21 protein-coding genes and 1 pseudogene are annotated in these 23,023 nt (G+C 51.6%); 21 read left to right on the top strand and 1 reads right to left on the bottom strand.

The features are described from left to right. Positions 1 to 62 precede the first annotated feature (62 nt). From uppS to IPN95_00150, 10 genes and pseudogenes are all read left to right on the top strand, one after another. Positions 63 to 744: pseudogene (gene uppS, locus IPN95_00195) on the top strand (di-trans,poly-cis-decaprenylcistransferase). 207 nt (positions 745 to 951) lie between these two features. Beyond that, on the top strand, positions 952 to 1,182 hold the full coding sequence (locus IPN95_00190; protein ID MBK9447840.1) for a hypothetical protein: 231 nt from the start codon (positions 952 to 954) through the stop codon (positions 1,180 to 1,182). After that, positions 1,131 to 2,771 (top strand): BamA/TamA family outer membrane protein, encoded by a 1,641-nt coding sequence (locus IPN95_00185; GenBank protein ID MBK9447839.1) that lies wholly within the window; start codon positions 1,131 to 1,133, stop codon positions 2,769 to 2,771. The genes IPN95_00190 and IPN95_00185 overlap by 52 nt, the downstream gene beginning before the upstream one ends. Next, positions 2,705 to 3,259 (top strand): BamA/TamA family outer membrane protein, encoded by a 555-nt coding sequence (locus tag IPN95_00180; GenBank protein MBK9447838.1) that lies wholly within the window; start codon positions 2,705 to 2,707, stop codon positions 3,257 to 3,259. Before IPN95_00185 ends, IPN95_00180 begins: the two co-directional genes overlap by 67 nt. A gap of 12 nt (positions 3,260 to 3,271) precedes the next feature. Further along, positions 3,272 to 3,787, top strand: a complete 516-nt coding sequence (locus tag IPN95_00175; GenBank protein MBK9447837.1) for an OmpH family outer membrane protein — start codon at positions 3,272 to 3,274, stop codon at positions 3,785 to 3,787. A 95-nt stretch (positions 3,788 to 3,882) separates the two neighbouring features. Then, positions 3,883 to 4,422: an OmpH family outer membrane protein gene (locus tag IPN95_00170; protein MBK9447836.1), complete on the top strand. Its 540-nt coding sequence runs from the start codon at positions 3,883 to 3,885 to the stop codon at positions 4,420 to 4,422. Between the two features lie 62 nt (positions 4,423 to 4,484). After that, positions 4,485 to 5,018: an OmpH family outer membrane protein gene (locus IPN95_00165; GenBank protein MBK9447835.1), complete on the top strand. Its 534-nt coding sequence runs from the start codon at positions 4,485 to 4,487 to the stop codon at positions 5,016 to 5,018. 102 nt (positions 5,019 to 5,120) lie between these two features. After that, the gene (gene murI / locus IPN95_00160; GenBank protein MBK9447834.1) at positions 5,121 to 5,936 is read left to right on the top strand and encodes a glutamate racemase; all 816 of its coding nucleotides are present in this window, start codon (positions 5,121 to 5,123) and stop codon (positions 5,934 to 5,936) included. Positions 5,937 to 6,070: 134 nt separating this feature from the next. Then, positions 6,071 to 8,299: a glucosaminidase domain-containing protein gene (locus IPN95_00155; protein ID MBK9447833.1), complete on the top strand. Its 2,229-nt coding sequence runs from the start codon at positions 6,071 to 6,073 to the stop codon at positions 8,297 to 8,299. A 21-nt stretch (positions 8,300 to 8,320) separates the two neighbouring features. After that, a complete protein-coding gene (locus IPN95_00150) occupies positions 8,321 to 9,049 on the top strand; it encodes a hypothetical protein (protein MBK9447832.1) in 729 nt (242 codons plus the stop codon). A gap of 9 nt (positions 9,050 to 9,058) precedes the next feature. Here IPN95_00150 and IPN95_00145 read toward each other — a convergent pair whose 3' ends face one another. After that, on the bottom strand, positions 9,059 to 9,733 hold the full coding sequence (locus tag IPN95_00145) for a hypothetical protein (protein MBK9447831.1): 675 nt from the start codon (positions 9,731 to 9,733) through the stop codon (positions 9,059 to 9,061). A 227-nt stretch (positions 9,734 to 9,960) separates the two neighbouring features. Between IPN95_00145 and IPN95_00140 the strand changes: the two genes are divergently transcribed. From IPN95_00140 to IPN95_00090, 11 genes are all read left to right on the top strand, one after another. Beyond that, positions 9,961 to 10,131, top strand: a complete 171-nt coding sequence (locus IPN95_00140) for a hypothetical protein (GenBank protein ID MBK9447830.1) — start codon at positions 9,961 to 9,963, stop codon at positions 10,129 to 10,131. Continuing rightward, positions 10,128 to 11,411: a hypothetical protein gene (locus IPN95_00135; GenBank protein ID MBK9447829.1), complete on the top strand. Its 1,284-nt coding sequence runs from the start codon at positions 10,128 to 10,130 to the stop codon at positions 11,409 to 11,411. Before IPN95_00140 ends, IPN95_00135 begins: the two co-directional genes overlap by 4 nt. Before the next feature lie 184 nt (positions 11,412 to 11,595). Further along, a complete protein-coding gene (locus IPN95_00130) occupies positions 11,596 to 12,726 on the top strand; it encodes an NADH-quinone oxidoreductase subunit H (protein ID MBK9447828.1) in 1,131 nt (376 codons plus the stop codon). Then, on the top strand, positions 12,723 to 14,036 hold the full coding sequence (locus IPN95_00125; protein ID MBK9447827.1) for a 4Fe-4S binding protein: 1,314 nt from the start codon (positions 12,723 to 12,725) through the stop codon (positions 14,034 to 14,036). Before IPN95_00130 ends, IPN95_00125 begins: the two co-directional genes overlap by 4 nt. After that, on the top strand, positions 14,033 to 14,560 hold the full coding sequence (locus tag IPN95_00120) for an NADH-quinone oxidoreductase subunit J (protein MBK9447826.1): 528 nt from the start codon (positions 14,033 to 14,035) through the stop codon (positions 14,558 to 14,560). The genes IPN95_00125 and IPN95_00120 overlap by 4 nt, the downstream gene beginning before the upstream one ends. Continuing rightward, complete coding sequence (nuoK, locus tag IPN95_00115; GenBank protein MBK9447825.1) at positions 14,557 to 14,862, top strand: NADH-quinone oxidoreductase subunit NuoK; 306 nt, start codon at positions 14,557 to 14,559, stop codon at positions 14,860 to 14,862. The genes IPN95_00120 and nuoK overlap by 4 nt, the downstream gene beginning before the upstream one ends. Before the next feature lie 90 nt (positions 14,863 to 14,952). Then, on the top strand, positions 14,953 to 17,037 hold the full coding sequence (locus IPN95_00110; GenBank protein MBK9447824.1) for an NADH-quinone oxidoreductase subunit L: 2,085 nt from the start codon (positions 14,953 to 14,955) through the stop codon (positions 17,035 to 17,037). 3 nt (positions 17,038 to 17,040) lie between these two features. After that, entirely contained in the window at positions 17,041 to 18,651 is a 1,611-nt protein-coding gene (locus IPN95_00105; protein ID MBK9447823.1) for an NADH-quinone oxidoreductase subunit M, read from the top strand. Position 18,652: 1 nt separating this feature from the next. Next, positions 18,653 to 20,059 carry an NADH-quinone oxidoreductase subunit N gene (locus IPN95_00100; protein ID MBK9447822.1) on the top strand — a complete coding sequence of 469 codons (1,407 nt, stop codon included), beginning with the start codon at positions 18,653 to 18,655 and terminating at the stop codon, positions 20,057 to 20,059. Between the two features lie 179 nt (positions 20,060 to 20,238). Further along, entirely contained in the window at positions 20,239 to 21,249 is a 1,011-nt protein-coding gene (locus IPN95_00095) for a substrate-binding domain-containing protein (GenBank protein MBK9447821.1), read from the top strand. A 58-nt stretch (positions 21,250 to 21,307) separates the two neighbouring features. Next, entirely contained in the window at positions 21,308 to 22,975 is a 1,668-nt protein-coding gene (locus IPN95_00090; GenBank protein MBK9447820.1) for a tetratricopeptide repeat protein, read from the top strand. Positions 22,976 to 23,023 lie beyond the last annotated feature (48 nt).

The following is a 23,023-nucleotide window of genomic DNA, read 5'->3' as shown; positions in this document are numbered from 1 at the left end:
TGAATGGAAAGTAAAAAGGCGCATATTGATCTAGGAGCGCTTCCCGCCATGTTGCGATCATAATGGATGGCAACGGCGGTGGGCGAAGCAAAAGGCGGTAGCGCATCTTTGGTCACAGGCAGGCTTTACGTGCTGTGCGCGAAGTTTTGAGGCAGGCGTTGAGCTCGGCATGGCCACATCACCCCGTTTACCTCTCGACCGAAAACTGGAAACGCCTGGAAGTTGGAAGTGCGTGCATTGATGGAGTTGTTGATCAGCACGATCGGCAAGGAAGTCCTGACACTCACCCAGAACAACGTGCGCTTTCGGGCCATCGGAAACATCGAGGATCTGCCCAAACGCGCCCAACGGGAGCTCAACCAGGGGATGGAACGCACTGCCAACAACACAGGACTTGTGCTGACACTAGCCCCGAGTTATGGCGGACGCAATGACATTTTGGCCGCAGTGAACAAGGTTGCCCAAAAGTCAAGGCAGGCGAAATTGAGCCGGGGACCATCACCGAGGCCGATTTACGCAGCGAAATGACCACATTCTTTTGCCTGATCCAGAGTTGATGATCCGCACTTCAGGCGAATCTCCTATTTCTAATTTCCTTCTGTGGGAGCTAGCTTATGCCGAGATTTATATCACACAAAATTCTGGCCCGATTTTACCCGTGAAGACCTCTTGAGGCTATTCACAATTTTCAAAAATCGGGAAAGAAGATTTGGCATGATCAGCGAACAATTGAAGTCCCTATGAAAAAAACCGCGCTTTCCATCCTCTTTTGCCTGGTCGGCTATCTTGGGCTTGTAGCCCAAATCGACTATGACAACCCCAAAACCTACAAAATTGGAGGCTTGGACGTTGAAGGATGCCAATACACCAGTAAAAACTCCGTCATCATCCACTCTGGGTTAGGCCTAGGGCAGGAAATCACCTTGTTTCGGATCGGAGATTTCAAAGGCCATGAAACCCTTTGGGACCAAAAAAGTGTTTTCAGAGGTGGCCATCTCTGCCGACAATGTCGTCGATGACAAAATCTTTTTGCTCATCAAAGTCACTGAAAGACCGCGTATCAGCTCCTTCAGCTTCAAGGGAGATGTGACAAAGAGCCAAGCTGATGACCTCAAAGGCAAAATGAACTTTTGCGCGGAACCATCTGGAACGCCGAAAAGGAACGCCGTGCCCGTCGCGTGATCGAGAACTATTACATGGAAAAGGCCTATTACACTACGGATGTGACTTTTGACGTCGTCGAAAGCACCAACGATATGGCGGGAGGTGTGAAGGTTTACATGAATGTCAAAAAGGGTCCCAAGGTCAAAATCAACGAAATCAAGATCGAAGGCAATCAAGACTTCAGCGACAAACGCTTGAAGGCCAAAATGAAGACCTTGAAGGAAAAGTTGTGGTGGCGCCTCTGGGCACGCAGCAAATACCTGCCCAAGAAACTCGACGAGGCCAAAGCAAATCTGATCGCATTTTACCGCAACAACGGTTACCGTGATGCAGAAGTGGTTTTTGACAGCACCTATATGTTTGACGAGAAGACGCTCGACATCGACATCAAGGTCTTGGAAGGCAGCCAATACTACATCCGCAACATTGAGTTTGTAGGTAATTTCAAGTTTGGCTCTGACTCACTCAAACGCATTCTGGGTATCGAAAAAGGCGATATCTATAACTCTGAACTGATCGATCAGCGTCTGCATGGCGATCAAACTGGCCGGGACGTTTCCGGACTTTATCTGGACGATGGCTATCTGTTTTTCAACGTCGAACCGATCGAGGTAGCCGTTGTCGGTGACTCGGTTGACCTGGAGTTCAGGATGTTTGAGGGACCGCAGGCAAGAATCCGTAAGATCATTGTGGAAGGCAATACCAAAACGAGCGACTACGTGATCCTTCGGGAACTCAGAACTTTGCCTTATTGGAAGTTTAGCCGCACGGACTTGATCCGTTCCCAGCGTGAAATCCTGAACTTGGGCTACTTCAACCAGGAAAATCTTCAGGTTTTGCCTATTCCCGATCCCGTCAGTGGCACAGTTGACATTAAATATGTCGTCGAAGAAAAGCCAAGCGATCAATTGCAGGTACAAGGCGGATGGGGTGGCCGAATCCGTGACACCCAAGGCAACGTGATCGGTGGCGGATTTGTCGGCACGGTACAATTGGGTTTCAATAACTTCTCAACCAAACGCTTTTTCCAGAAGAAGGCTTGGTCCCCAATTCCTTCCGGTGACGGTCAAAAGCTCAACCTCGCGGTTCAGATGAACGGCGTGGGCTGGCAGAACTACAGCATTTCCTTCTTGGAGCCTTGGCTGGGCGGCAAAAAACCCAACTCCCTCGGCGCGAGCGTCTATTACACCATCAACCAGAATCAAACCACCAAATTCAGGATGAAAACCCTGGGTGGCGGTTTGGATTACGGCATGCGCTTGAAATGGCCTGATGACTTTTTCAAGGCATTTGCCTCGCTCAACTATAAATACTATGACATTCGCAATGGCAACCAAGGGTTTGGCTCCTTGAGCTTTGGCGATGCCTTCATCAACATCATCTCTGCCCGACTTACGATCGACCGTACGAGCATCGATGCGCCTGTGTTCCCCGCGAAGCGGCCCGCCATCAACTTTCGGTCGAGGCCACTCCGCCTTACAGTACGATCAAGGGCACCGACGACTTCACAGACATCCCCGATGCTGAGAAGTTCAAATTCTTGGAGTACCACAAATGGAAATTCAGCTCGACCTGGTATTTCCAGATATTCAAGAATTTGGTCGTAAAGCCAAAGGTGCAGTATGGCTTCTTGGGCAACTACAACCCGTCGTATGGAATCTCGCCGTTTGAACGTTTTTACATGGGCGGCAGCGGACTTGGCGCATTCAACTTCTATGGCTGGGAATATGTCGGCTTGCGCGGCTATCCTGACAACTCGATCGGGCCCCTTCCCGAAGGCTCTGCCTCTGGAGCTCAGCCGACCGGTGGCAACATCTACAATAAGTACACATTGGAATTGCGTTATCCCATTACCCTCAATCAGGCTGCTCCGATTTGGGTGGTCGGATTTGCGGAAGCCGGAAATACCTGGATGGGCGTGAACAATTTCAAGCCCTTCGAATTGAAGCGCAGCGCAGGTGTAGGTTTGCGTGTGATGCTTCCGATGGTCGGGTTACTTGGTGTGGACTGGGGCTACGGGTTTGACAAAATCAATTCTGCCGCAGCCAAGCCGCACGGCAGTCAGTTTACCTTCCTTATTGGTCAAGAATTCTAATAACCTGTATTCATGAAACGAATTATTGGTCTTTTTATCCTCACAGCGGCACTCAGTCTGAGCAGCCAAGCGCAGAAATTTGGCTATGTCGACACCGAGTTGATCCTCAGCAAAATGGAGGAATACAAGGCTGCCAAGCAAGAGGTTGACAATCTGAGTCAGAAATGGCAGAAGGAATTGGAGGAATTGTATGCCGGCATTGAGAAGATGTACAAAGACTATCAAGCCGAAGAGGTCTTGCTGACCGACGACATCAAAAAGCAGCGGCAGGAAGATATCATGGCCGCTGAACGCAAAGCCAAGGAATACAAAGAAAAAAAGTTCGGTTATGACGGCGAATTGTACAAAGTACAGGACGATAAGATCAAACCGATCCAGGACAAGGTCTACGATGCCGTAGAGAAGGTTGCGCAGGAGCGGAAACTCGACATTATCTTGGACAAAGCTGCCAATTCGGGCATTTTGTTCAGCAATCCTGCCTTTGATCGTACCGACGATGGGGTGATCAAACTGGGCATCCAAAAATGATTGGCACTGTAATTGAAGTAGGTAATCCGACTGATAATTTGGGCAATGTCTGCCCCGAAAAGAAAGTATTATCTTTGCACGCAAATTTTGACGCGATGAAATTGAAAATGATGTTGTTGGCCATCGTGGCGGTACTTGTGACCAGCTTCTCGGCCCAAGCCCAGGTGAAGATCGGCTACACCAACCTTGAAGTTGTCTTGGCTAGTATGCCTGAAGCCAAGACAATGGAAAGAGAACTCCAGGTTTTTGAAGAAAACTTGGTGGAAAATCAAAGTGAAAGACGACTATGTAAGCAGAAGTACCAAGAATACTTGGACAAAAAGGAACGTGGTGCGTTTTTGACACCTGCAGAGCAAGAAGCTGCTGAGAAAGAACTCCTTCGTTTGGACGAGGAAGTGCAGAAGCTTGCACAAGATGCTGAATACGACATGATGGCCAAACGCCAAGCATTGTTGGAGCCTGTGCTTGCCAAACTGCAAACAGCGATCGATGCCGTGGCCATTGCTGGCGGATATACCTATATCCTCAATCAAACCACGAGTGCAGGTGTGTCGACGATTCTCTACGGTCCCGACGAAGCTGACATCACCAAGGCTCTTTTTGGCAAACTTGGTCTCAAGTATCCTGAACAATAAGCTGCCATTGTCATTCATGCAACTTGCATGGCAAATGCAGTCTTTCACTAAGAATCATTGAGATGAAAAAATATATTCTGTTTTTCTTGTTGGGCTTGGTGGCAATGGTTGGGAACTCCCAGACTGTTACCAAGATCGGCTACACCAACGTGGAGTTGATCTTGCAATACATGCCAGAAACCAAGGCTATCGAGACTGAGTTGTCCAAACTGGAGAAGGCGATTTCTTCAGCATTGGAGGTAAAACAAAAGTACTACCAACAGAAACTCATCGAGTTCATGGAGTACAAACAGTCGGGCAAGCCGCTTTCTCCAGAAAATGAAAAGCTGGCTACTACCGAATTGCAAAGGTTGGAAGCTGAAATCCAAAAAGGTGTTGCAGAGGCCGAAAACAGGTTGATGAAGCGCCGGATGGATCTCCTCAAGCCCGTGCAAGACAAAATGCAAGGTGCGATCGACGCGGTTGCGAAGGAAGGTGGATACACCTACATCCTGAACCAAGCGGTCGGAGCTGGCATCCCAAGCATCCTCTACGGCAAGGAAAGTGACAATGTCACAGCCGCCATCGCCAAGAAATTGGGGATTGCCGTCGAGTAATCTTGCTTTTAGCAGCATCAAAGAATGCAAAATGAAATCCTCTTGGTTTCGTTTTGCATTCTTTGTTTTGGGAGAATGTGAAAGCAGCGATATTTGACCCCGATGAATGCGCAAGGACCTATCGGCATATTTGACTCTGGACTCGGCGGCTTGGTGATGACCAAAGCCTTCAGGGCCGCGCTGCCGCAATACGACTTCCTGTATTTGGGCGACACCCTGCACGTTCCGTACGGACCGCGCTCGGCGAATGCGATTTTGCAATTCACGACGCAAGCAGTGGATTACCTTTTTGACAAGGGCTGCCCACTGGTGATCATCGCCTGCAACACGGCAAGTGCAAATGCGCTTCGCTGCATTCAGCAGGAATATCTGCCGATCAACTATCCAGACCGACGCGCGTTGGGCGTGATTGTGCCGACCATCGAAGCCACCATCGGCACTGGACACCACCGCATCGGCCTGATCGGAACAGCATTTACCGTCCAATCCGGCACCTACGAGGAAGAACTGCGAAAACTCAATCCGGCGATCAGGTTGTCTGCAAAGGCAACACCATTGTTGGTTCCGCTGGCCGAAAATGACGGAATAAAGTACGCAAAACCCATTCTGCAGGACTATCTCGCTCCATTGTTGGACGACAAGATCGACAGTCTCATCCTGGGTTGCACCCATTACCCGCTTTTCAAGGATGCACTGAAGGAAATCCTGCCTCCGTCCGTTGACATCATCGCCCAAAACGAAGTTGTTCCTCCGAAATTAGTAGACTACCTGCACCGGCATCCTGAAATTGCACAACGCATATCCACCGGCGGAAAATTGGAAGCCTGCCTTACCGACGTGACAGCGACCTATACCCGCACAGGCGCAGACTTGCTCGGCGAGTCCATTACATTCGAGAAAGTTGTTCTGGACATTTGATTTTCCCGCTTGAGGCCGCTTGAGGCTTGTTTTCAGCCGAATTTCCGTCTATATTGGTGACGCCAATTGTCTCCTCGGGTTGCGTGCGCGCAGAACGGGAATTTATCTATGTCTAGAAATCAATCACAAGAAGTATGAAAGATCCTGTTCAGGCCAAGGAAAATGCCAATCAAACCGCCGAGAACGAATCTAAAGAATCGAGTTTAGGCGTTGCCAAAACTCCTCCTTCCTTTTCATTGGCTGCTTCGCCGATTCAAAAAAAGGAAGACCCGCAAAAGGCTGACAAAAAGCCGCTGAGCAAACAAGGGCAATTTGTCGCAAAATATGCTGCAAGTGCAGCTGCTTTGGAGGCCAAAGACGGCATTCCAGCATTGTTCACGCTGGGTCAAGGCGCCCTTGAATCCGGTTGGGGAGAAAAAGCCATCGGCAATGCCCTCTTTGGTATCAAAGCCGGTGCAAGCTGGGAAGGAAAAAAGCAGTTGGTCACGACCACCGAATATTTCAAGGACGACAAACAGGGTCACCGCTTCCCAGAAGTCATCAGCATCACCAAGGTCGAAGACGGAAAATACAAATACAAGGTCAAGGATTGGTTCCGTGACTATGAAACGGTCGAAGCCGGATTGGCAGACCACTCCCGGTTTTTGATCACCAACAAGCGCTATGCAGGCGCATTCAATACGACGACACCCGAAGCATTTGCGCAAGCGGTTGCGGCAGCAGGCTATGCGACAGCCTCGAATTATGGGGACACCTTGGTTTCGATGATTGCATCGGTCAAGAAACATTGGCCTGCCGATGCCGGAGCCATTCCGACCGGTAATTCAAAATCGATCACGGGAGGAAAACCTGGCGGTTCGACGCCGGATCCCAAGAATCCAAAGCCGGAAACGACCACCGAAACCAAAACGCCGACAACAGGCGGTGGAACACCCACGACGGGCAACAGCATCTCCGGAAGTGTCGGCGAAGGCGGTGCCAACAAACCTGCCGATGCATTGCTGGTAAAGCAATTGCTCATCAAGGCAGGATATGGCCTGAGCAATACCCCCGATGTCGGCCCAAAAACCATCGGATTTATCAAGGATTACCAAAGCAAGGTTTTGGGGTGGAAAAATCCGGATGGCTTGGTTGAGCCTGGAGGCAATACCTTTCAAGCGTTGCTCAAAGGTGGCGGCGTGAAGCCCGAAACCACCAAGCCGGTGACAAAGCCTGCAACACCTGCGCCTGCGGGCGCTAATTTCGACGGATTGGCACAGCGCCTTTATGATGCCATGTTCAATACGGGCTATGGCTCGGGACTCGGCACCAATGAAGCAGAGGTTTATGCCGTTCTGAGTTCTCTGGGAAGGGATGCCACGAAGATTCAATCGCTCAAGGCTGCCTATCAGAAGAAATATGGCCACGACCTCACGACGGATTTGCGCGCAGAGTTGAGCGACTCGGTCATGTTTGGCAATGAACTGTCGAAGGCGCTGGAAATGCTTTCGCCGAAGGCCGCTACACAGCCCAAAGGTGAGACCAAGCCTGCTACAACCCCCGTCAAGGATGCGCCGACCAAAGACGCTCCCGGCAAGGTTGGGAATCAGACCGCTGGCTCGACCGGCTCCAAGCTCGATCAATTCTACAACGACTTCAGCAAGATCAAGGTCAAAAGCGGCGACAAGGTCATCGAAGTCACCCCGCCTTACCACATCAACCGTGGCGACCGCATGGACAATGCTGCGGCCGCACGCAAAGCCAATCCAAAAGTTGCGGCACTGATTGCTGATTTGGTATCGCAGGGCAAGGTGAATTCATTGGCCAAGATCGGCAAGGCGCAGCCTGCAGATCTCAAAGCCATCTTGGAAGAAGCAGTTTCGCAAGGTTTGGTGAAGCACGATGCGAGCGCCATGCACGAATTCCTGAGCAAATACGGATTAAGCACCGACTGCTCGGGTTATGTGTCGCAGGCCCTTAACTTCTTGATGGATGGGAATCAGACCATCGACAAGAAGGATGGCTTGCAACCCGGCAACTACGGCAGCGGTTCGCTCAAGGGCGGTACCACTGATTTCACCAAGATTGAGATTGCCAATGTGAAGGCTGGCGATACCATGCACGTCGAAGGTCACATCCGTATCATCAACGAAGTCGTCGTTGAGGACAAGATTGTGTACTTCCGCACGGCTGAATCGACGGGCGCCACCAACAAGGAAACGGGCAACGATGGCTTGATGACCCGCTGGTGGAAATCACAGGACGGCAAAAAATACTACACCTGGAAAAGTCAGTCGGGTCCGCACCCTGCATCCGACGACAAAAGCTGGGTGCAAAGTAAGGAGGCCAATACCTTTGGCCGCTACAAGAAGCTGGAAAAATAATCCACGCACAATTTTTGAACGATGAAGCAACTTTTGGGGCGTACTTTGCTCGCCATGGGATTGGTATTGGCAGTCGGATGCAACGGTGCTTCGACATCAAACTCCGGTTCCACAGATAGCACAAAAACAATGAATGATTTGAATGCCGGCCAACCAGGTTCCCAAGACCCTTCCGGTCCTTGGGTCTCTACCCTTGCGCCTGAAGACCCTATGATGGTTGCCAAAAATGGCGAACAGCTCATCGTTTCGTGGGAAGCGACCATCGACACCGACCTTCAAATCGACGGCAAGCTCGACCACAAGGGTGCGGGGGTTTATTCAGGGAAGGTCAACTTCGCCTCCGGAGATTCTGAAAAGCGTCTGGAGGATGCCACATTGCGTTTTGATGCGCATGGGCAAACGCTGAGTCTGGAGTTGCGGGTGATGTGGGAAGATACCATCATGTTCCGTCGTGGGGCATCGGGAATTCCCTGCCAAACCGCCGGAGAACAGATCGTGGAGCGCAGTGCGGTATTCCAGTCCCTTTCCAAAGGCGAGGCCACGATTGGGGTGATGCCGGAGTCTGACGAAACCACCGCAAAGGTGCAGGATTACCGCATCTACGAATCGCATGACGAAAACATCGTCACGCTTGCGCGTCTGCGTGTGGATTTTTCCAAGCGTCAATTGCTGGAATACAATGTCACCGAAGACAACTACGCCGTTGTAGCTGGATCAGAATCCCTGTTTGAGGGGGTGGATTGCAAATAATTCAGTGACCTACCGAAAGGAGAAGGTCACTTGGAGGGTGTTCACGGGTGAGAAGGCTGTGCGAAAGCCCCTTGCCTTTTCCACTTCTGGAGGACCTTGGTTATAGACCGTCGTGTACTTATTGGTGTAGTAGGACGCATACCATGCAGATTCCAAGGAAATGTGCAATCCCTCAATGATGCGGATGGATAACCCGGCGATAGGCCCACCACCAACGCGATTCTGTCGCGTCCAGTAAGTCCATTGATGCCACGGGCTGCCTTGATTGTTATCCCAGAACCAGTAATAAAGCTCTCGTCCGGAATCCGTGCCGATGAGAAAGTCAAAACCATAGAAAAAATCAAACATCTTATAGCTCTTGTGCCATTCATAACCAGGATAGAAACCTACCGAGGCATACTGAGTCGGAAACGTAACTCCAGAAATTACTTGCCCGAGACCCGCAAGCTTGTCATAGTTGGCATGTAGTCTAAATCGCCAACCCTTGCGTGCAGAAAAAGTTCCGCTTTTGGAGCGTTTGGAGTCGATAATCTTAAAGGACAAGGACGGATTTGTGTTGTATTTACCCCAAATCCAATGCAAATCGACTCCTACAAAGTACTTATCGTAGACGATTGTCTGGGCATTTCCGGTCTGGGCAAAGAAACAAATCGCTGCAAGAGCGATCAAAAGGCGACTTTTCATTTTTAGCGTGATTAGAGATTCAATAGCTGGCGAATCTTCTCAATTTCCATGCCAATCAAGGAGTTGGGTTGCTTCGAAAAAGCACTTTTCTGTCCAACCCACAGCAGAGCTTCTTTCGCGACAACCAACCCTGTTCAAGCAACATCCTTTACCATTCGATCAAATCCTTTCAAAAATCATGGGGGACTTGCCAGAATCTTTTGTACTTACATCAAACACATAAGTACATGACACGACAGTTTTTAACAACGTTTTTGCTCTTGCTTGCGCTTTCCCTTTCGCTCAGGATTATCAACCTTTCCATGCAGGAAAACTTCATTTTTTCAGTTCTGCCAGCAATTACAGCCTCAGGGTTGATTCTGTTGGCCTCGCTGGAAATGACAGTGCCTTTTGGATGAATGAAATCGCCCTGTTCCCCTCCCCGGCTTGCACAACTTTCTTCCCGCCCAATTACTACCGAACGCCGCTTTTCATTCCCGGGCATGAAGGCTTTTTTGGCGACCGATTCATTCGGCAGGCGGATGGCGGCTATGCCTTTGTGAATCGCTCGGGAGACACTGCGACCTTTCATACCCAACTGCCGACGGGCCAATCGTGGACATTTCTTTCCGACAGCAACCTCACGGCATCCATCAGTGCCCGTACCCAAGGCAATGTTCTTGGAACAATGGACTCGGTCATCGTGATCGACATCAGCGACGGGAAGCAGTACCAACTTTCGCAGCATTTCGGCTTGGTGGCCGGGCCAAACCTGAGTTACTATTTCAACAACGATCAACTTCGGGCTGCGACCATTGCCTACCTGCCGATGACACCCGACTGGAAATCCTTTTTTGATTGGCAACCCGGGGACGTGTACCATACGCTCGACCATGCAAATTCGGGAAATGGCTATGAAAATTATGACCGTTGGCTTGTCACGAACCGCTATGATTACCCCAACATGGACAGCATCGAATTGAATTTCACCTGTCAACGGGTTCAACTCTGGTTTCAAACGCCGGATACGATCATCGTCCCGCCTTACAATGAAACACGAATCTATTCCGGCCGTGAATTGGGCGGCCTGGAAAAAGCCACCTACGAAGTCCATTATGGTCCTGAGAACGTCCACTTTCAGCTGCCTTGGGGTACTGGCTTAAATGGTAGGCTTCTGTTGCCATTTAACTACGCAGGTGCGGATGGATCAACCGACTCTTGCGGATTCGTTCCCAATATCATGCCTCCTTGCAACCTATCGTTGCCTGAACGGTGGACCAAAGGTCTTGGAGACACCTATCACCTCCACGCCATTGGCTTTACGACCACAACCTGCCTCGACGCCACGTATCAAATGTTGTGCTACGAGCAAGCCGGCCACGACTCGCTTGGGCCTTGCCCCCAACAATTTGACCTGCTTTCTGCGGAAAGCCCATTCGCCGAAGCGAAACTGACCCTCTACCGCGCACAACAATCTTCGGAAACGGGATTGCGTTGGGAAGGCATGCCGCAGGGAACTTATCATTGGCAATTGTATGACCTCGGTGGCCGCAAACTCTGGGAGCAAACGGTGGATATGCCGGTCAACGGTCGCAAGGAATTGGCATTCAATGGGTCAAGAGGAATGTATGTTTTGAAAATCAACAGCGAAATGGAAGACTGGCAATACAGCCTCAAGGTTCCGTTGCTCGCCGAATAAGTGGCTTGTTCCCTCAGCTTTCCAATGGACGGGCCAAGAATGTCAGGTTTTCACCTTCAATCCAAGGTTCGCGCACATATAAGGTGATCGCCTTTGTATATTTGCGCCATTGTGCAACCATCGGGCCATTCCGGTGGTTGTAGCTTTTGGTCGTTATCGCTCAGGCTTGAACCTCGCACCTGAAATATTGCAAGTCGGCATCTTCTTGGGATTCGTGGCATTGTATGCCCTCGGGGCTGTCTATGCCGAAAGGAAGGTATCCGCCTACATTCAAGATAGGCTTGGGCCCATGGAAGTCGGGCCTCGGGGATTGTTCCAAACCATCGCGGACATCCTCAAGTTGCTCCTCAAGGAAAACATCACTCCGAGCGCTGCGGACAAGTGGCTGTTTGCTTTGGCGCCGATTGTCATCTTCGTTTCGGTTTTTGCAGGCTTTGCAGTGATTCCTGTCGGACCCGGAATTTTGGGTGCATCCCTCAATGTCGGCCTGTTGTTCATCATGGCCATAGTTTCGATTGATGTCATTGGCGTGCTGATGGCCGGCTGGGGCAGCAACAACAAATATGCATTTCTGGGAGCCCTGCGGGGTGTTTCCCAGATCATTTCCTACGAAGTACCGGCGGCGATTGCGCTACTCTCGGCGGTGATGATGTACGGCACGCTTAATTTGGGCGAATTGGGAGCTGCGCAGTCCTTGGCAAGTCCGGAGCCTGTCTATTTTCTGGGTTGGCTGGATGTCACCCAAGTCGGAGGCGTACTTTCCTGGTCCATGATCCGGTATCCTCACCTGATTGTGGCATGGCTGGTTTATTTTGTTGCTGCTTTGGCCGAATGCAACCGCGCACCGTTTGACTTGCCGGAGGCTGAGTCCGAGTTGGTGAGCGGCTTCCACGTGGAATATTCGGGCTTCCGGTTCGCGGTCATTTTCCTCGCCGAATATGCCAACATGTTTTTGGTCGGACTGATCGCCGCCATCGTTTTCTGGGGCGGATGGGCAAGCCCATTGCCCAATTTCATGGCCCTTGCCCCAGGTGAAGCCGCAGGCATGGGCGTCGGCGAACTCTTCTCCCATTTCCAATTCGGGCATCTGACAACCGGAACCTCTGCCGCCGGAATGGCTGTCTGGGGCGCATTCTGGATCATTGCCAAGGCATTCTTCTCGATTTTCCTCATGATGTGGGTGCGCTGGACGCTTCCGCGCGTACGCGTCGATCAACTGTTAAAGGTCAGCTGGAAAGTGCTCACGCCGCTTGCGTTCCTCTTGTTTGCCATTTCTGCCATTTGGAAGCTGCTGGAGGTCGGCGCACACGGATGAAAAAGCCACGCTCCGGATATCTGCGCACCGTCGTCGCTTCGTTCAAGGCCATGATGCAAGGGATGAAGCTCACGGGCAAACATTATGTCAAGGGCTATGACCGCGAAGCCCCGATGGGCATCGCCGACGACAACTATTTCAAAAAAGAGCAAGGGCCCATCACCATCCAATATCCGATGGACAAGGTGCCGATTCCAGATACTGGGCGGTACCGGCTTTATATGGAAACCGACGATTGCATCGGCTGCGACAAGTGCGCGCGCATCTGCCCCGTCGATTGCATCACCATCGAAACCTTTCGGGCCGACGGCGACCTCGGGCGTACCACTGATGGCACAATGAAGCGCCTGCATTTGCCGACCTTCGACATCGACATGGGCAAATGCATGTTCTGTGGACTTTGCACGACGGTCTGCCCGACAGAATGCCTGACGATGACCCCGGTTTATGACTTCAGCGAATACGACCGCGATAACTTCGTTTATCACTTCGGGGCCTATTCGCCGGAGGACGAAAATGTGATTCGACTCGCCACGGAAGCCTCCTTGGCTGCAAAAAAGGCTGAAAAAGCAGCCACGACTGCGCCCGTTGCAGAATCGAGCGATGCGCCTGTGAAGCGGCGGCCGATGGTACAACGCGGACCGGCCGCGGAACCCAAACCCGAGGATGCGCCCGCAGTCGAAGTGCCGACCGAAAACAAGCCGGAAACTCCGCCAGCACCCAAACCACGGCCCATGATGCGGCCCGTGATGAAAAAGGCGGACGGCGAAGCTGAAACTCCCGTAGCGCCATTGGACAATTCGTCGTTGGAGGAATCGAAGGCCGATTCGTCAAGCGGGGAAAATGTGCCGCCGCGCCCAAGACCGCGTCCGGTCATGCGCAAGCCGGAAGATTCCAGCGAAAATCCTGCTCCCGTCGTGGAGAATCCTGCTGTACCTGAAATTCCTGTTGCAGAGATCAATCCGCCGCGTCCAAGACCGCGTCCAGTCATGCAGCGCAAGCCGGAAGATTCCGGCGAAAATCCGGCCCTCATCGTGGAGAATCCTGCTGTGTCCGAAAATCCCGTTTCCGAGATAAAGCCGCCACGCCCGCGTCCAATCATGCAGCGGAAGCCTGTCGAAAGCACCGATTCGCCAGAAACGACGCCCTTGACATCGGAAGTTCCCCTCGTAACTGAACCCAGCTTGGAAGAGGATCCGAAAAATTCCGATTCGCCAGAGGCTCCCTCCGAATTGCCACCCAAACCCAAGGCTCGTCCTCGCCCGATCATGCGGAGGCCTGAAGACCAAACAGGAGGGCCCGAGGCATGAGCGTGACGGAAGTCATTTTCCACCTGTTCGTCCTGCTCACTGCCGGGGCAGCTATGGCCTTGGCTTTGTCCCGGAATGTGGTCTATGCTGCTTTCTTGTTGTTTGCAGTCCTCATCGGCGTCGCTGGACTCTATGTTTTTGCAGGCGCCGAATTTTTGGCGGTATCGCAGGTGATCGTCTATGTCGGGGGCACCTTGATCGTCGTGATCTTCGGGGTGATGCTCACGGCCAAAATCCGGGAGATGCGCCCCCAAACGGAACTGATCAATCTGGTTCCCGGAGCATTGACGGCGATTGCGCTGTTTTTGGCATTGTTGTTTGTCATTCGGGAAGGGGTCGTCCATCAAGCTGCGCCGATGGATGCGGTTGCGACCATTCAAAATACGCGACGGGTCGGCATTGCAACGGTTACGGACTATTTGCTGCCGTTTGAATTGGTTTCTATCCTGTTGCTGACGGTTTTGGTGGGGGCTGCCTACCTGAGCCGCAAAACCAAGTCTGAAAAGGAGGGTCAAGCAGAATGAGTCCCGCAGAAATCTACCTGACGCTCGGCGCATTCCTGTTTTCCCTCGGGGTCTTCATGGTCGTCACGCGCCGTAACGCCGTCATGGCTTTGCTGGGCATCGAATTGATTCTGAACGCTGCGAACCTCAACTTCGTGGCGTTTGCGACCAAGGATGCTGACCTTTTGGAGGGACAAATGGCGGCTTTGTTTGTGATCGTATTGGCTGCCGCGGAAGTCGCGGTGGCATTTGCCATTGTGTTGAATGTCTATCAGCGGTTCAAGACGGTGAATATTGATGAGATTGATACGATGAAGGAATAATGGGGAATTGAGAATTGAGAATTGAGAATGGAGAACTCCGAGCTAATGCAGATTCAAGATGCACGTTGAAAAGGAAGCCATCGATTTGAAATGAGAATACCGGGTACAATTTCAGTGGAGCCAGCGAATTTTGCCGTCTATTTGATGGGTGGGATTCCTTTGCTGTTTCTGCTGGGATTTGTGTTGCTATTGGTATTCGGGTCGCGGATGAAAGGAGGGGCTGCGATTGCTTTGGGGGTAAGTGGCTTGGCCCTGGCGTTGGTGATCTATGGTCTTGTGTATGGCCGGGGCGAGGCAGCTTCTGTCGAATGGTTCAAAATCGGGGAAAATGCCCTCAACATCAGCATCAAGCAAGATCCTTATTCCCGTCTCATGCTGTTGTTGGTGGTGGCAATCACCTTTCTCGTTCACATTTTTTCCTTGGCCTACATCGAAAAGGATCCGATGCGGCATCGCTATTGGGCCTATCTGTCGCTGTTTTCAGCGTCGATGACGGGGCTGGTTTTGGCAAGTAACCTGCTGCTGGTTTTTGTCTGCTGGGAATTGGTGGGCGTGGCCTCTTGGTTCCTCATCGGATTTTGGTTCAAAAAGCCCGAGGCTGCCAAGGCGAGCCAAAAGGCCTTCATCGTCAACCGAATTGCAGATGCAGGCTTTATCATGGCCTTGATGCTGATTTGGAGGGAATATGGAGATTTTGATTTTCCCAGTCGCCTCGCTCCCAACGCAAGTTGGCTCACCCATTTCCTGATCGGATTCGGGCTGTTTGTCGGGGCAATCGGCAAGTCGGCCCAATTCCCGTTTCAGGTATGGCTGCCGGATGCCATGGCGGGTCCGACGCCGGTGTCGAGTTTGATCCATGCCGCGACCATGGTGGCGGCGGGTGTCTATTTGCTCCTCAGCGTGGAGCCGATCTTTATCCCGGAAATGAAGCTCGTGATCGCGAGCGTGGGGGCATTTACCGCCTTGATTGCTGCGATTTCGGCTTTGACACAGACCGATATCAAGCGGGTTTTGGCCTATTCCACTGTTTCGCAGCTGGGATTTATGGTGATGGGAATCGGCGTAGGAGCTTCAAGCTTCGCGTTTTTGCACCTGATCGCCCATGCATTCTTCAAATGTGGCCTCTTTTTGGTGGCAGGAGCGGTGATTCATGGCATCCACAAGGCACAAGACAAGGAACACCTTCATTTTGATGCCCAAGACATGCGTTTCATGGGTGGCCTCCGCCGCAAAATGCCGCTCGTTTTTGCCTGCTGGATCTTTTTTGCTGCGTCCCTCGCCGGATTGCCGCTTTTTTCGGGCTTCTTGAGCAAGGATGGCATCGTGATCGGGGCGATGGAATTTGCCTCAAAAAATGGCTTCTGGGCTTGGCTGATCCCCGGAGCAGCCATCCTGACGAGCCTGCTCACAGCATTTTACATCACGCGCCAAGGCGTGCTCGTCTTTTTGGGTCGCAACCGCGCCCAAGGCGCTGGCGCAAAAGATTCCTTCTTCGCAGCGCTCCCCAAGACCGACCTCCGGATGCTGATTCCCCTGCTGATTTTGGCGCTCGCCTCCACTTGGCTCATCCTTTCGCCGAAGGATCCTATTCACATTCACTATTTTAAGATGCCCACGGAAAACTTTCCAATGTTGCCTTGGGCACTCGCTGGTTTGGCCGTCACCGGAATTGGTTTCGGCGCTTTCCTTTACCGCAAAGGTCCGCTTCCCTCCCGTGTAAACAGCTTCGTCTTCGACCTGAGTTTCAAGCATTTTTTCCTCGACGATCTGTACACGGGGTTCTTGGTGAAGCCATTTTTAGCCATCACGCGGCTTCTCGCGCTGTTTGACCATTACGTGATCGACGGTTTGGTGCGCCTCGTCTCCGGGCTGATCCTTCGCAAGGGACATCGGCCAAGCCTGAGCACCGCCGCTGAATGGACCGACCATCATCTCGTGGACCCTGTGGTAAACGAAGTGATACAACCGCAGGAAAAACATAGTCTCTCGCGGGCTTCGGCTTGGATCGACCAAAAATTCATCGACCGCATCGTCAATGGCTTTGCGGGCACGATCATGCGCGCCGGCAAACGCGTGGGTCAATTGCAGTCGGGCAAACTGCAGTTGTATATTCTTTACACCATCCTTGGCTTGCTGGTGTTGCTCTTGGCTTTGATTTATATTTTTACCGCATAATTCATGGGATCGCTCACCATACTGCTGTTGTTGCCGCTCGTCGCCCTGTTGGCGGTACTCTTTTTGCCTGGCGGGAAGAGCGGTGTTTTGCGTCAAGTGGGCTTGCTGGCGACTTTGCTGCAAACAGCATGGTTTTTTGCGGCCATCCTCCCCGCATTCTTGTCGGGAGACGCCAACTTCATGGATTTCCGCATCGTCGAGCAATTGCAATGGATTCGCCTTGACTTGGGAAGTGCAGGTTTGCTCAACATCGAATTTCACCTTGCAATGGATGGCATCAGCCTGATTTTGGTGATGCTCACTGTGTTGGTCTTGCCGATCGTGGCTTGGAAATCCTTTGATGTCGAAAAGCGGCCCAAAGTCTATTGGGCACTGTTTCTCTTGCTGGATTTGAGCATGCTGGGCTGCTTTTTGGCGATGGATTTTTTCCTGTTTTACCTCTTCTACGAATTCATGCTGCTGCCGATGTTCTTCCTCATCGGCATGTGGGGCGGCGCAAGGCGGGAATACGCGGCTATCAAGTTTTTCCTATACACCCTGTTTGGTTCGGTGTTCATGCTGCTGATCATGGTCGGATTGGCCTTCAGCTTTACGGACCCGGTATTGACAGCGGAATTGGGCAGACCCGTGTACACATTTAACATGCTGTACATGATGCCCGATTTGACCGGAGCCTTCCCGAATATGGTTTCGACCGGCATTTTCTCCCAAGGCGTGGACCTGCTGGGAATGGATGCACGGACGTTGGCCTTTTTTGTATTGCTCATCGGATTTGCAATCAAAGTGCCATCTGTCCCGGTCCATACGTGGTTGCCCGATGCGCACGTAGAGGCAAGTACCCCGATTTCGGTGGTGCTGGCTGCGGTTTTGCTCAAGGTTGGCGGCTATGGCATTCTTCGGATTTGCTACGGTCTGTTTCCCGAGGCGGGGGTGAACTATGCGACGGTAGTGGCGGTACTGGGAATGGTTTCCATTCTGTATGGCGGTTTGGTTGCGATGTCCCAAAAGGATTTGAAAGCCATGATTGCCTATTCCTCGATTTCCCACATGGGTTTTGTCTTGCTTGGAATTGCCAGTTTGGATTCGGCAGGAATGGACGGGGCGGTCTTGCAAATGTTCAACCACGGCGTGGTTTCCGCTGGCTTGTTTTTGATTGCGGGCGTCTTGAGTGACCGCGTCCATGACCGCGAAATCCTGCACTTCACCGGCCTTTGGAGCAAAATGCCCCGCTATACAGTCTTTGTCCTGATCGCCTTTTTTGCGTCGATGGGCTTGCCGGGTTTGAATGGATTCGTCTCCGAAATGCTGGTCTTCCTTGGAAGTTTCAAGGCGACGGGGTTTGGCATGCCGGTGTGGATTCCCATCGTTTCTGTGTTGGGGATCGTTTTTGCGGCCGTCTATTTCCTGCGCACCTTCCGCCAAATGTTCTTTGGCGAATTCAGCTATGTCGGCACGGGAGATGCCAAGGCATTGACCGATTTGACCCCCAAGGAAATCGCGCTGTTTGTGCCGCTCGCGGTGATGATGGTCGTTTTGGGGCTTTTCCCGGGTTTATTGCTCGGGCTAATGGAAACGGCCGTGGCTGGCTATACCGATCTGCTGTCCAATTTCTAAAATGGACAACTCCACCTCATACCTGGCGCATCAACTGTCCCTTCTCAGCGACAGCGTCGGCGGCATTCTTCCTGAGGTCGTCCTGATTGCTGGCTTCTTACTGGCGATCATCCTCGAAATCACCGTCGGCAAACGCTCCAAACTGATTTTACCCTTTGCGGCGATCGGAACCATCGTTTTGTTTGTCGCGACCACGCTGTTGCTATGGCCCGCGGAGGTTCCTACGCACGGCAACTTTCTCGGGATGATCACCCCAGACCGCTTTGCCGCCTATATGAAATTGCTAGTCGGTGTGGGAACCGTGCTGGCATTGCTGGCAGCACAGCAAAGCACCAAGCTTCGCACCGAAGCCAAAGGCATGGGCGAATACTACATTGTGCTGCTGGGCATGGCCGTTGGGATGGCCTTCATGACCATGGCGCAAAACCTGGTGATGGTGTACCTGGCCTTGGAAATGGTTTCCTTGCCCGCGTACGCCCTCACAGCTTATGCGCGCCTGCGCAACAAAAGTGCCGAAGCAGCCTTGAAATACGTGATTTACGGTTGCTTTGCCTCTGGAGTAATGCTGTATGGCATCTCGTGGTTGTACGGGTTTACCGGCACGCTCGACCCGCATTCGGCGGCGTTTGGCGAAGGTTTAGTGGCGGCAGGTGTCTGGCCGGTGACCATGATGCTGGTTTTGGTCTTGGGAGGCTTTGCCTTCAAGATCGGAGCCCTGCCCTTCCATTTCTGGATGCCGGATGTCATGGAGGGGGCACCGCACCCTGTCGCTTCCTTGCTCGCTGTTGCGCCCAAGGTCGCAGGATTTGCCATGTTGATTCGCTTCTTTGCCAGCATACACCATAGCATTGCCCTTCTACCAACCGAAGACGTGCAGGGCTTGATGCAAAACCTGTCCTGGGTGCTAGCCATCCTTGCCATGGGCAGTATGCTGTTGGGAAACTTGGCTGCATTGCGGCAAGACAATCTCCGTCGAATGTTGGCTTACAGTTCCATTGCTCAGACTGGCTATATCCTTGCCGGCGTACTGTTTTTCCAGAGTTCCGGCTTTGCTGTCGTGATGTTTTACCTCACGATCTATCTCTGCATGAACATGGTTGCCTTCCTCTTGGCAGGTTGGCTCGAAGAAGAGGCTGGCATCAAGACGATCAAAGAACTCAAGGGCTTGTCGGCAAGCCTTCCGATGGTGGCTTTCATCACCGCATTGGCCATGGTATCGTTGACAGGTTTGCCGCCGACGGCTGGATTCATCGCGAAGCTCCGTCTTTTTCTAGCCGGATTGACCGAATATCAGTCCACCGGACAGGTTGTGCTGGTCGTCTTGCTGATCGCGGTTTTGCTCAACACGGTGCTTTCGCTTTTTACTATTTGCGGGTCGCGAGCACGATGGTCTTTGGCAATCCTGTGATCAAAACATGGCCTGCATTTCGCGGTTTGATACCCGTGATATTGGTCGGAATGAGCATTCCACTGCTCTGGCTCGGGATTTTTTCCTTTGACCGGTTAATCAATTTCCTGCAAACGCTCGCACCTTTTGCAAATGGATAAATACTAAGTTTTGCCTTAACTTCGTAGAGACAAATAAGAATGAAAAGTGTCGCTTCTTCCGTCCCCACTTCGTTTAGCCGGTGCATCCTTGTTGCGCTGGCGATGGTGGTATTGATGTGGGGATGCGAGTTTGCGGGCAGCGGAAAAGAGAAGGAAACTCCTCGTACGAAAGTTTCGTCCAAGGAATCCCCCGAGGCCGGCCGCATCAATATCGGCATCGACATCACCATGCAGCCGGTGATTCAACAATTGGTGGATGCCTTTCACATCGAGAATCCTAAAGCGGAGCTCAATGCCATTTATGCCACTGAGGATGAACTGGTGAAGGGTCTGCAGCAAGATTCGATGCGTCTGATCATTTTGAGCCGCGAACTGACAGCACCGGAGACGGCGGTCTTGCGCAAGCAGCAAAGCCGCACCACTGTTACCCAAATTGCCAGCGATGCCATCGTGGCAATTTTGCATCCTGAAAATCCAATGGATAGCCTCACGATGGAGGCTTTGGGCAAGGTTGTACGCGGGGAAGCCTATACTTGGCGGCAAATCGGCGGAGATTCAGACGATCCGGTCAATTTGGTTTTTGATGCCCCCACCTCGAGCACGGTGCGGATGATTCGGGAAAGGTTTTTGAAGCCCGAACAAGCATTACCCAAAAATGCATTCGAGGCAACGAGTCAAGAAAAGGTCGTGGAGTACGTCAGTCAAGACAAGAATGCCATCGGGTTCATCGGTTACTGTCAAGTTTCTGATCGGGACTCCCGCGCTGTGCAGGCGGTTTTGGAAAAGATCAAACTTGCACGGCTCGATGCGACGGACACCTCGGACGTGAGCGGCTTTTTCATTCGGCCCTATCAAAACGAGATTGCATTAGGGAGATACCCGCTGTCGCGACCCGTAATCATTGTAAGCAGGGAGCACTTCCTCGGATTAGGCACGGGGTTTGCAAACTACAGTGCAGGAGAGATTGGGCAACGCATCCTACTCAAAGCTGGCCTTGTGCCAAAGTCAATGCCGCCCAGACTCATCGTTCTTCCAGAAAAAGAGGATTGAACTCAAGGAAAACAGGTTATTCAGCTATATTCGCATGAAATTCTCACACACCATGGATATGTCAGCAAAGTTAAAACGCTTCTTCTTGGCCCTGTCGGTTGTCTTGTTTGTTGGACAATCTGTTGTCAAGGCCCAGACCGAAGGTGAGGTCAAGCGCCTCATCGATATCGGCAAATATGAAGAGGCGATTGCGATGGGTCAAAAAATCCTCGCGCAAGATCCCAAAAACGATAAAATCGATTATTTGATGGGCCGCGCCTATTTCGAGACGGACAGAGTCAACGAAGCCTCCGCTTGGTTTACCAAAGGTCAAGGCCACTCGTCCCGCAACCCGATGAATTTCGTCGGAGCAGGTGCTGTGGCAGCCTATCAGGATAATTTTGAAAAGGCAAAACTTGAACTCGACAAAGCCGCGGGACTCAATGTCAAAAACGATCCCAAAACTTTCCTCGCACTTGCTGAGGCCTATATGGCTTACAGCACGAAGGACAAAGCGAAGGCACAGCCTTTTTTGAAAGAGGCCGAACTCTACCTCTACAAAGTGCAAAAGTTGAGCCCCAACGATGCAGAAAGCTATGTGTTGCTCGGCAAACTCTACGGCCTCCAAGGCGTCGAGGAACTGGAACAAGGCATGTATGAAAAGGCCATCGAAAAGGATCCTGCCTATATCTACGGTTACTTCCGCCTCGGACAATTGTTCAAAAAGCAAAGCAAGTTCCAGGAAGCTGCCGACAAATTCCAGAAAGCCATCGAGCTTGACCCTGGCTTCGGTCCTGTATACCGTGCCATGGCCGAGATGTGGATCCTTGCCAAAAAATATGACAAGGCTGAGGAGAACATCAACAAGTACTTGGAAATCATGGGTGGCGACAAAGGGTCACGCATCATTCAGATGACCATCTATTACTTGGGCGACCAATTTGACAAGACCATTGAGATTGGCGAAAAGGTGATCATCGATACCAACTCGACCTTGGTGAAGCGTCTCCTTGCTTACAGCTACGTGAAGAAAACTCCGCCTGATGCTGCAAAGGCAATGCAGTGGTTCAATGCTTACTGGGACGCTGTGAAAACCAACCCCAAGGCGATTATCGCCACTGACTATGAAGTGTACGGAAAGGCTTTCCAACTTCAGGGCAATGATGTCGAGGCGGTGAAAAACTATGAGCTTTCCATCGAGATGGAAAAAGCCAAAGGTGCAGAGGGGGCTCCCAACTTTGAATTGTACAATGCTGTTGCAGAGATGTACAAGGAAAAGAAGGATACCGTCAAACGCATTTACTACCTGCGCAAGTTTGTGCAGAGCAATACTTCAGGCAAGTACCAATTGAAGGAGAACTTTGCCCTTGGTCAGGCCTATTTCCAAATCAAAGACTTCATCCATGCCGATAGTGTCTTTGAAGTGATGACCCAGAAAATGCCTGATCTCCACATTGGCTATTCTTGGAGAGGCCGCAGCAATGCTGCTCAAGATCCAGGTTCAAAGCAGGGATTGGCGCTGCCACACTACCAAAAGGTGCTTGATTTGCTTGGAAATGATGCTGAAAAAATTGCCAAGTACAAGACCGATTTCATCACTGCATTGCGCTACAAGGCTGCCTACCTCGCAACGGTTACCGAGAAGTTTGCTGAGTCGAGACCCTTCTGGGAAAAAATCCTCGAACTTGATCCCGCAGATGAGGATGCCAAAAAAGGGCTGGAGTATGTAAAGGCAAAGGGTGGTTGATCTCCTTTCCGGTAAATTTGCCGGATGATAACCCCAAAAAGCGAAGGT

This window comes from Bacteroidota bacterium (assembly GCA_016718825.1).
In the GTDB taxonomy this organism is placed as follows: domain Bacteria; phylum Bacteroidota; class Bacteroidia; order J057; family JADKCL01; genus JADKCL01.
Note: the sequence above shows the minus strand (reverse complement) of the source record. Positions and strands in the feature narration are given on the sequence as shown.

Bases quoted from the DNA above. Each gene is read 5' to 3' on its own strand.
- IPN95_00095 (MBK9447821.1), top strand. From the start codon at position 20,239: ATGAAAAGTGTCGCTTCTTCCGTCCCCACTTCGTTTAGCCGGTGCATC.
- IPN95_00140 (MBK9447830.1), top strand. From the start codon at position 9,961: ATGACACGACAGTTTTTAACAACGTTTTTGCTCTTGCTTGCGCTTTCC.
- IPN95_00175 (MBK9447837.1), top strand. From the start codon at position 3,272: ATGAAACGAATTATTGGTCTTTTTATCCTCACAGCGGCACTCAGTCTG.
- IPN95_00090 (MBK9447820.1), top strand. From the start codon at position 21,308: ATGTCAGCAAAGTTAAAACGCTTCTTCTTGGCCCTGTCGGTTGTCTTG.
- IPN95_00110 (MBK9447824.1), top strand. From the start codon at position 14,953: ATGAGAATACCGGGTACAATTTCAGTGGAGCCAGCGAATTTTGCCGTC.
- IPN95_00165 (MBK9447835.1), top strand. From the start codon at position 4,485: ATGAAAAAATATATTCTGTTTTTCTTGTTGGGCTTGGTGGCAATGGTT.
- IPN95_00135 (MBK9447829.1), top strand. From the start codon at position 10,128: ATGAATGAAATCGCCCTGTTCCCCTCCCCGGCTTGCACAACTTTCTTC.
- IPN95_00155 (MBK9447833.1), top strand. From the start codon at position 6,071: ATGAAAGATCCTGTTCAGGCCAAGGAAAATGCCAATCAAACCGCCGAG.
- IPN95_00105 (MBK9447823.1), top strand. From the start codon at position 17,041: ATGGGATCGCTCACCATACTGCTGTTGTTGCCGCTCGTCGCCCTGTTG.
- IPN95_00190 (MBK9447840.1), top strand. From the start codon at position 952: ATGAAACCCTTTGGGACCAAAAAAGTGTTTTCAGAGGTGGCCATCTCT.
- IPN95_00145 (MBK9447831.1), bottom strand. From the start codon at position 9,733: ATGAAAAGTCGCCTTTTGATCGCTCTTGCAGCGATTTGTTTCTTTGCC.
- IPN95_00125 (MBK9447827.1), top strand. From the start codon at position 12,723: ATGAAAAAGCCACGCTCCGGATATCTGCGCACCGTCGTCGCTTCGTTC.
- IPN95_00120 (MBK9447826.1), top strand. From the start codon at position 14,033: ATGAGCGTGACGGAAGTCATTTTCCACCTGTTCGTCCTGCTCACTGCC.
- murI (MBK9447834.1), top strand. From the start codon at position 5,121: ATGAATGCGCAAGGACCTATCGGCATATTTGACTCTGGACTCGGCGGC.
- nuoK (MBK9447825.1), top strand. From the start codon at position 14,557: ATGAGTCCCGCAGAAATCTACCTGACGCTCGGCGCATTCCTGTTTTCC.
- IPN95_00100 (MBK9447822.1), top strand. From the start codon at position 18,653: ATGGACAACTCCACCTCATACCTGGCGCATCAACTGTCCCTTCTCAGC.
- IPN95_00170 (MBK9447836.1), top strand. From the start codon at position 3,883: ATGAAATTGAAAATGATGTTGTTGGCCATCGTGGCGGTACTTGTGACC.
- IPN95_00150 (MBK9447832.1), top strand. From the start codon at position 8,321: ATGAAGCAACTTTTGGGGCGTACTTTGCTCGCCATGGGATTGGTATTG.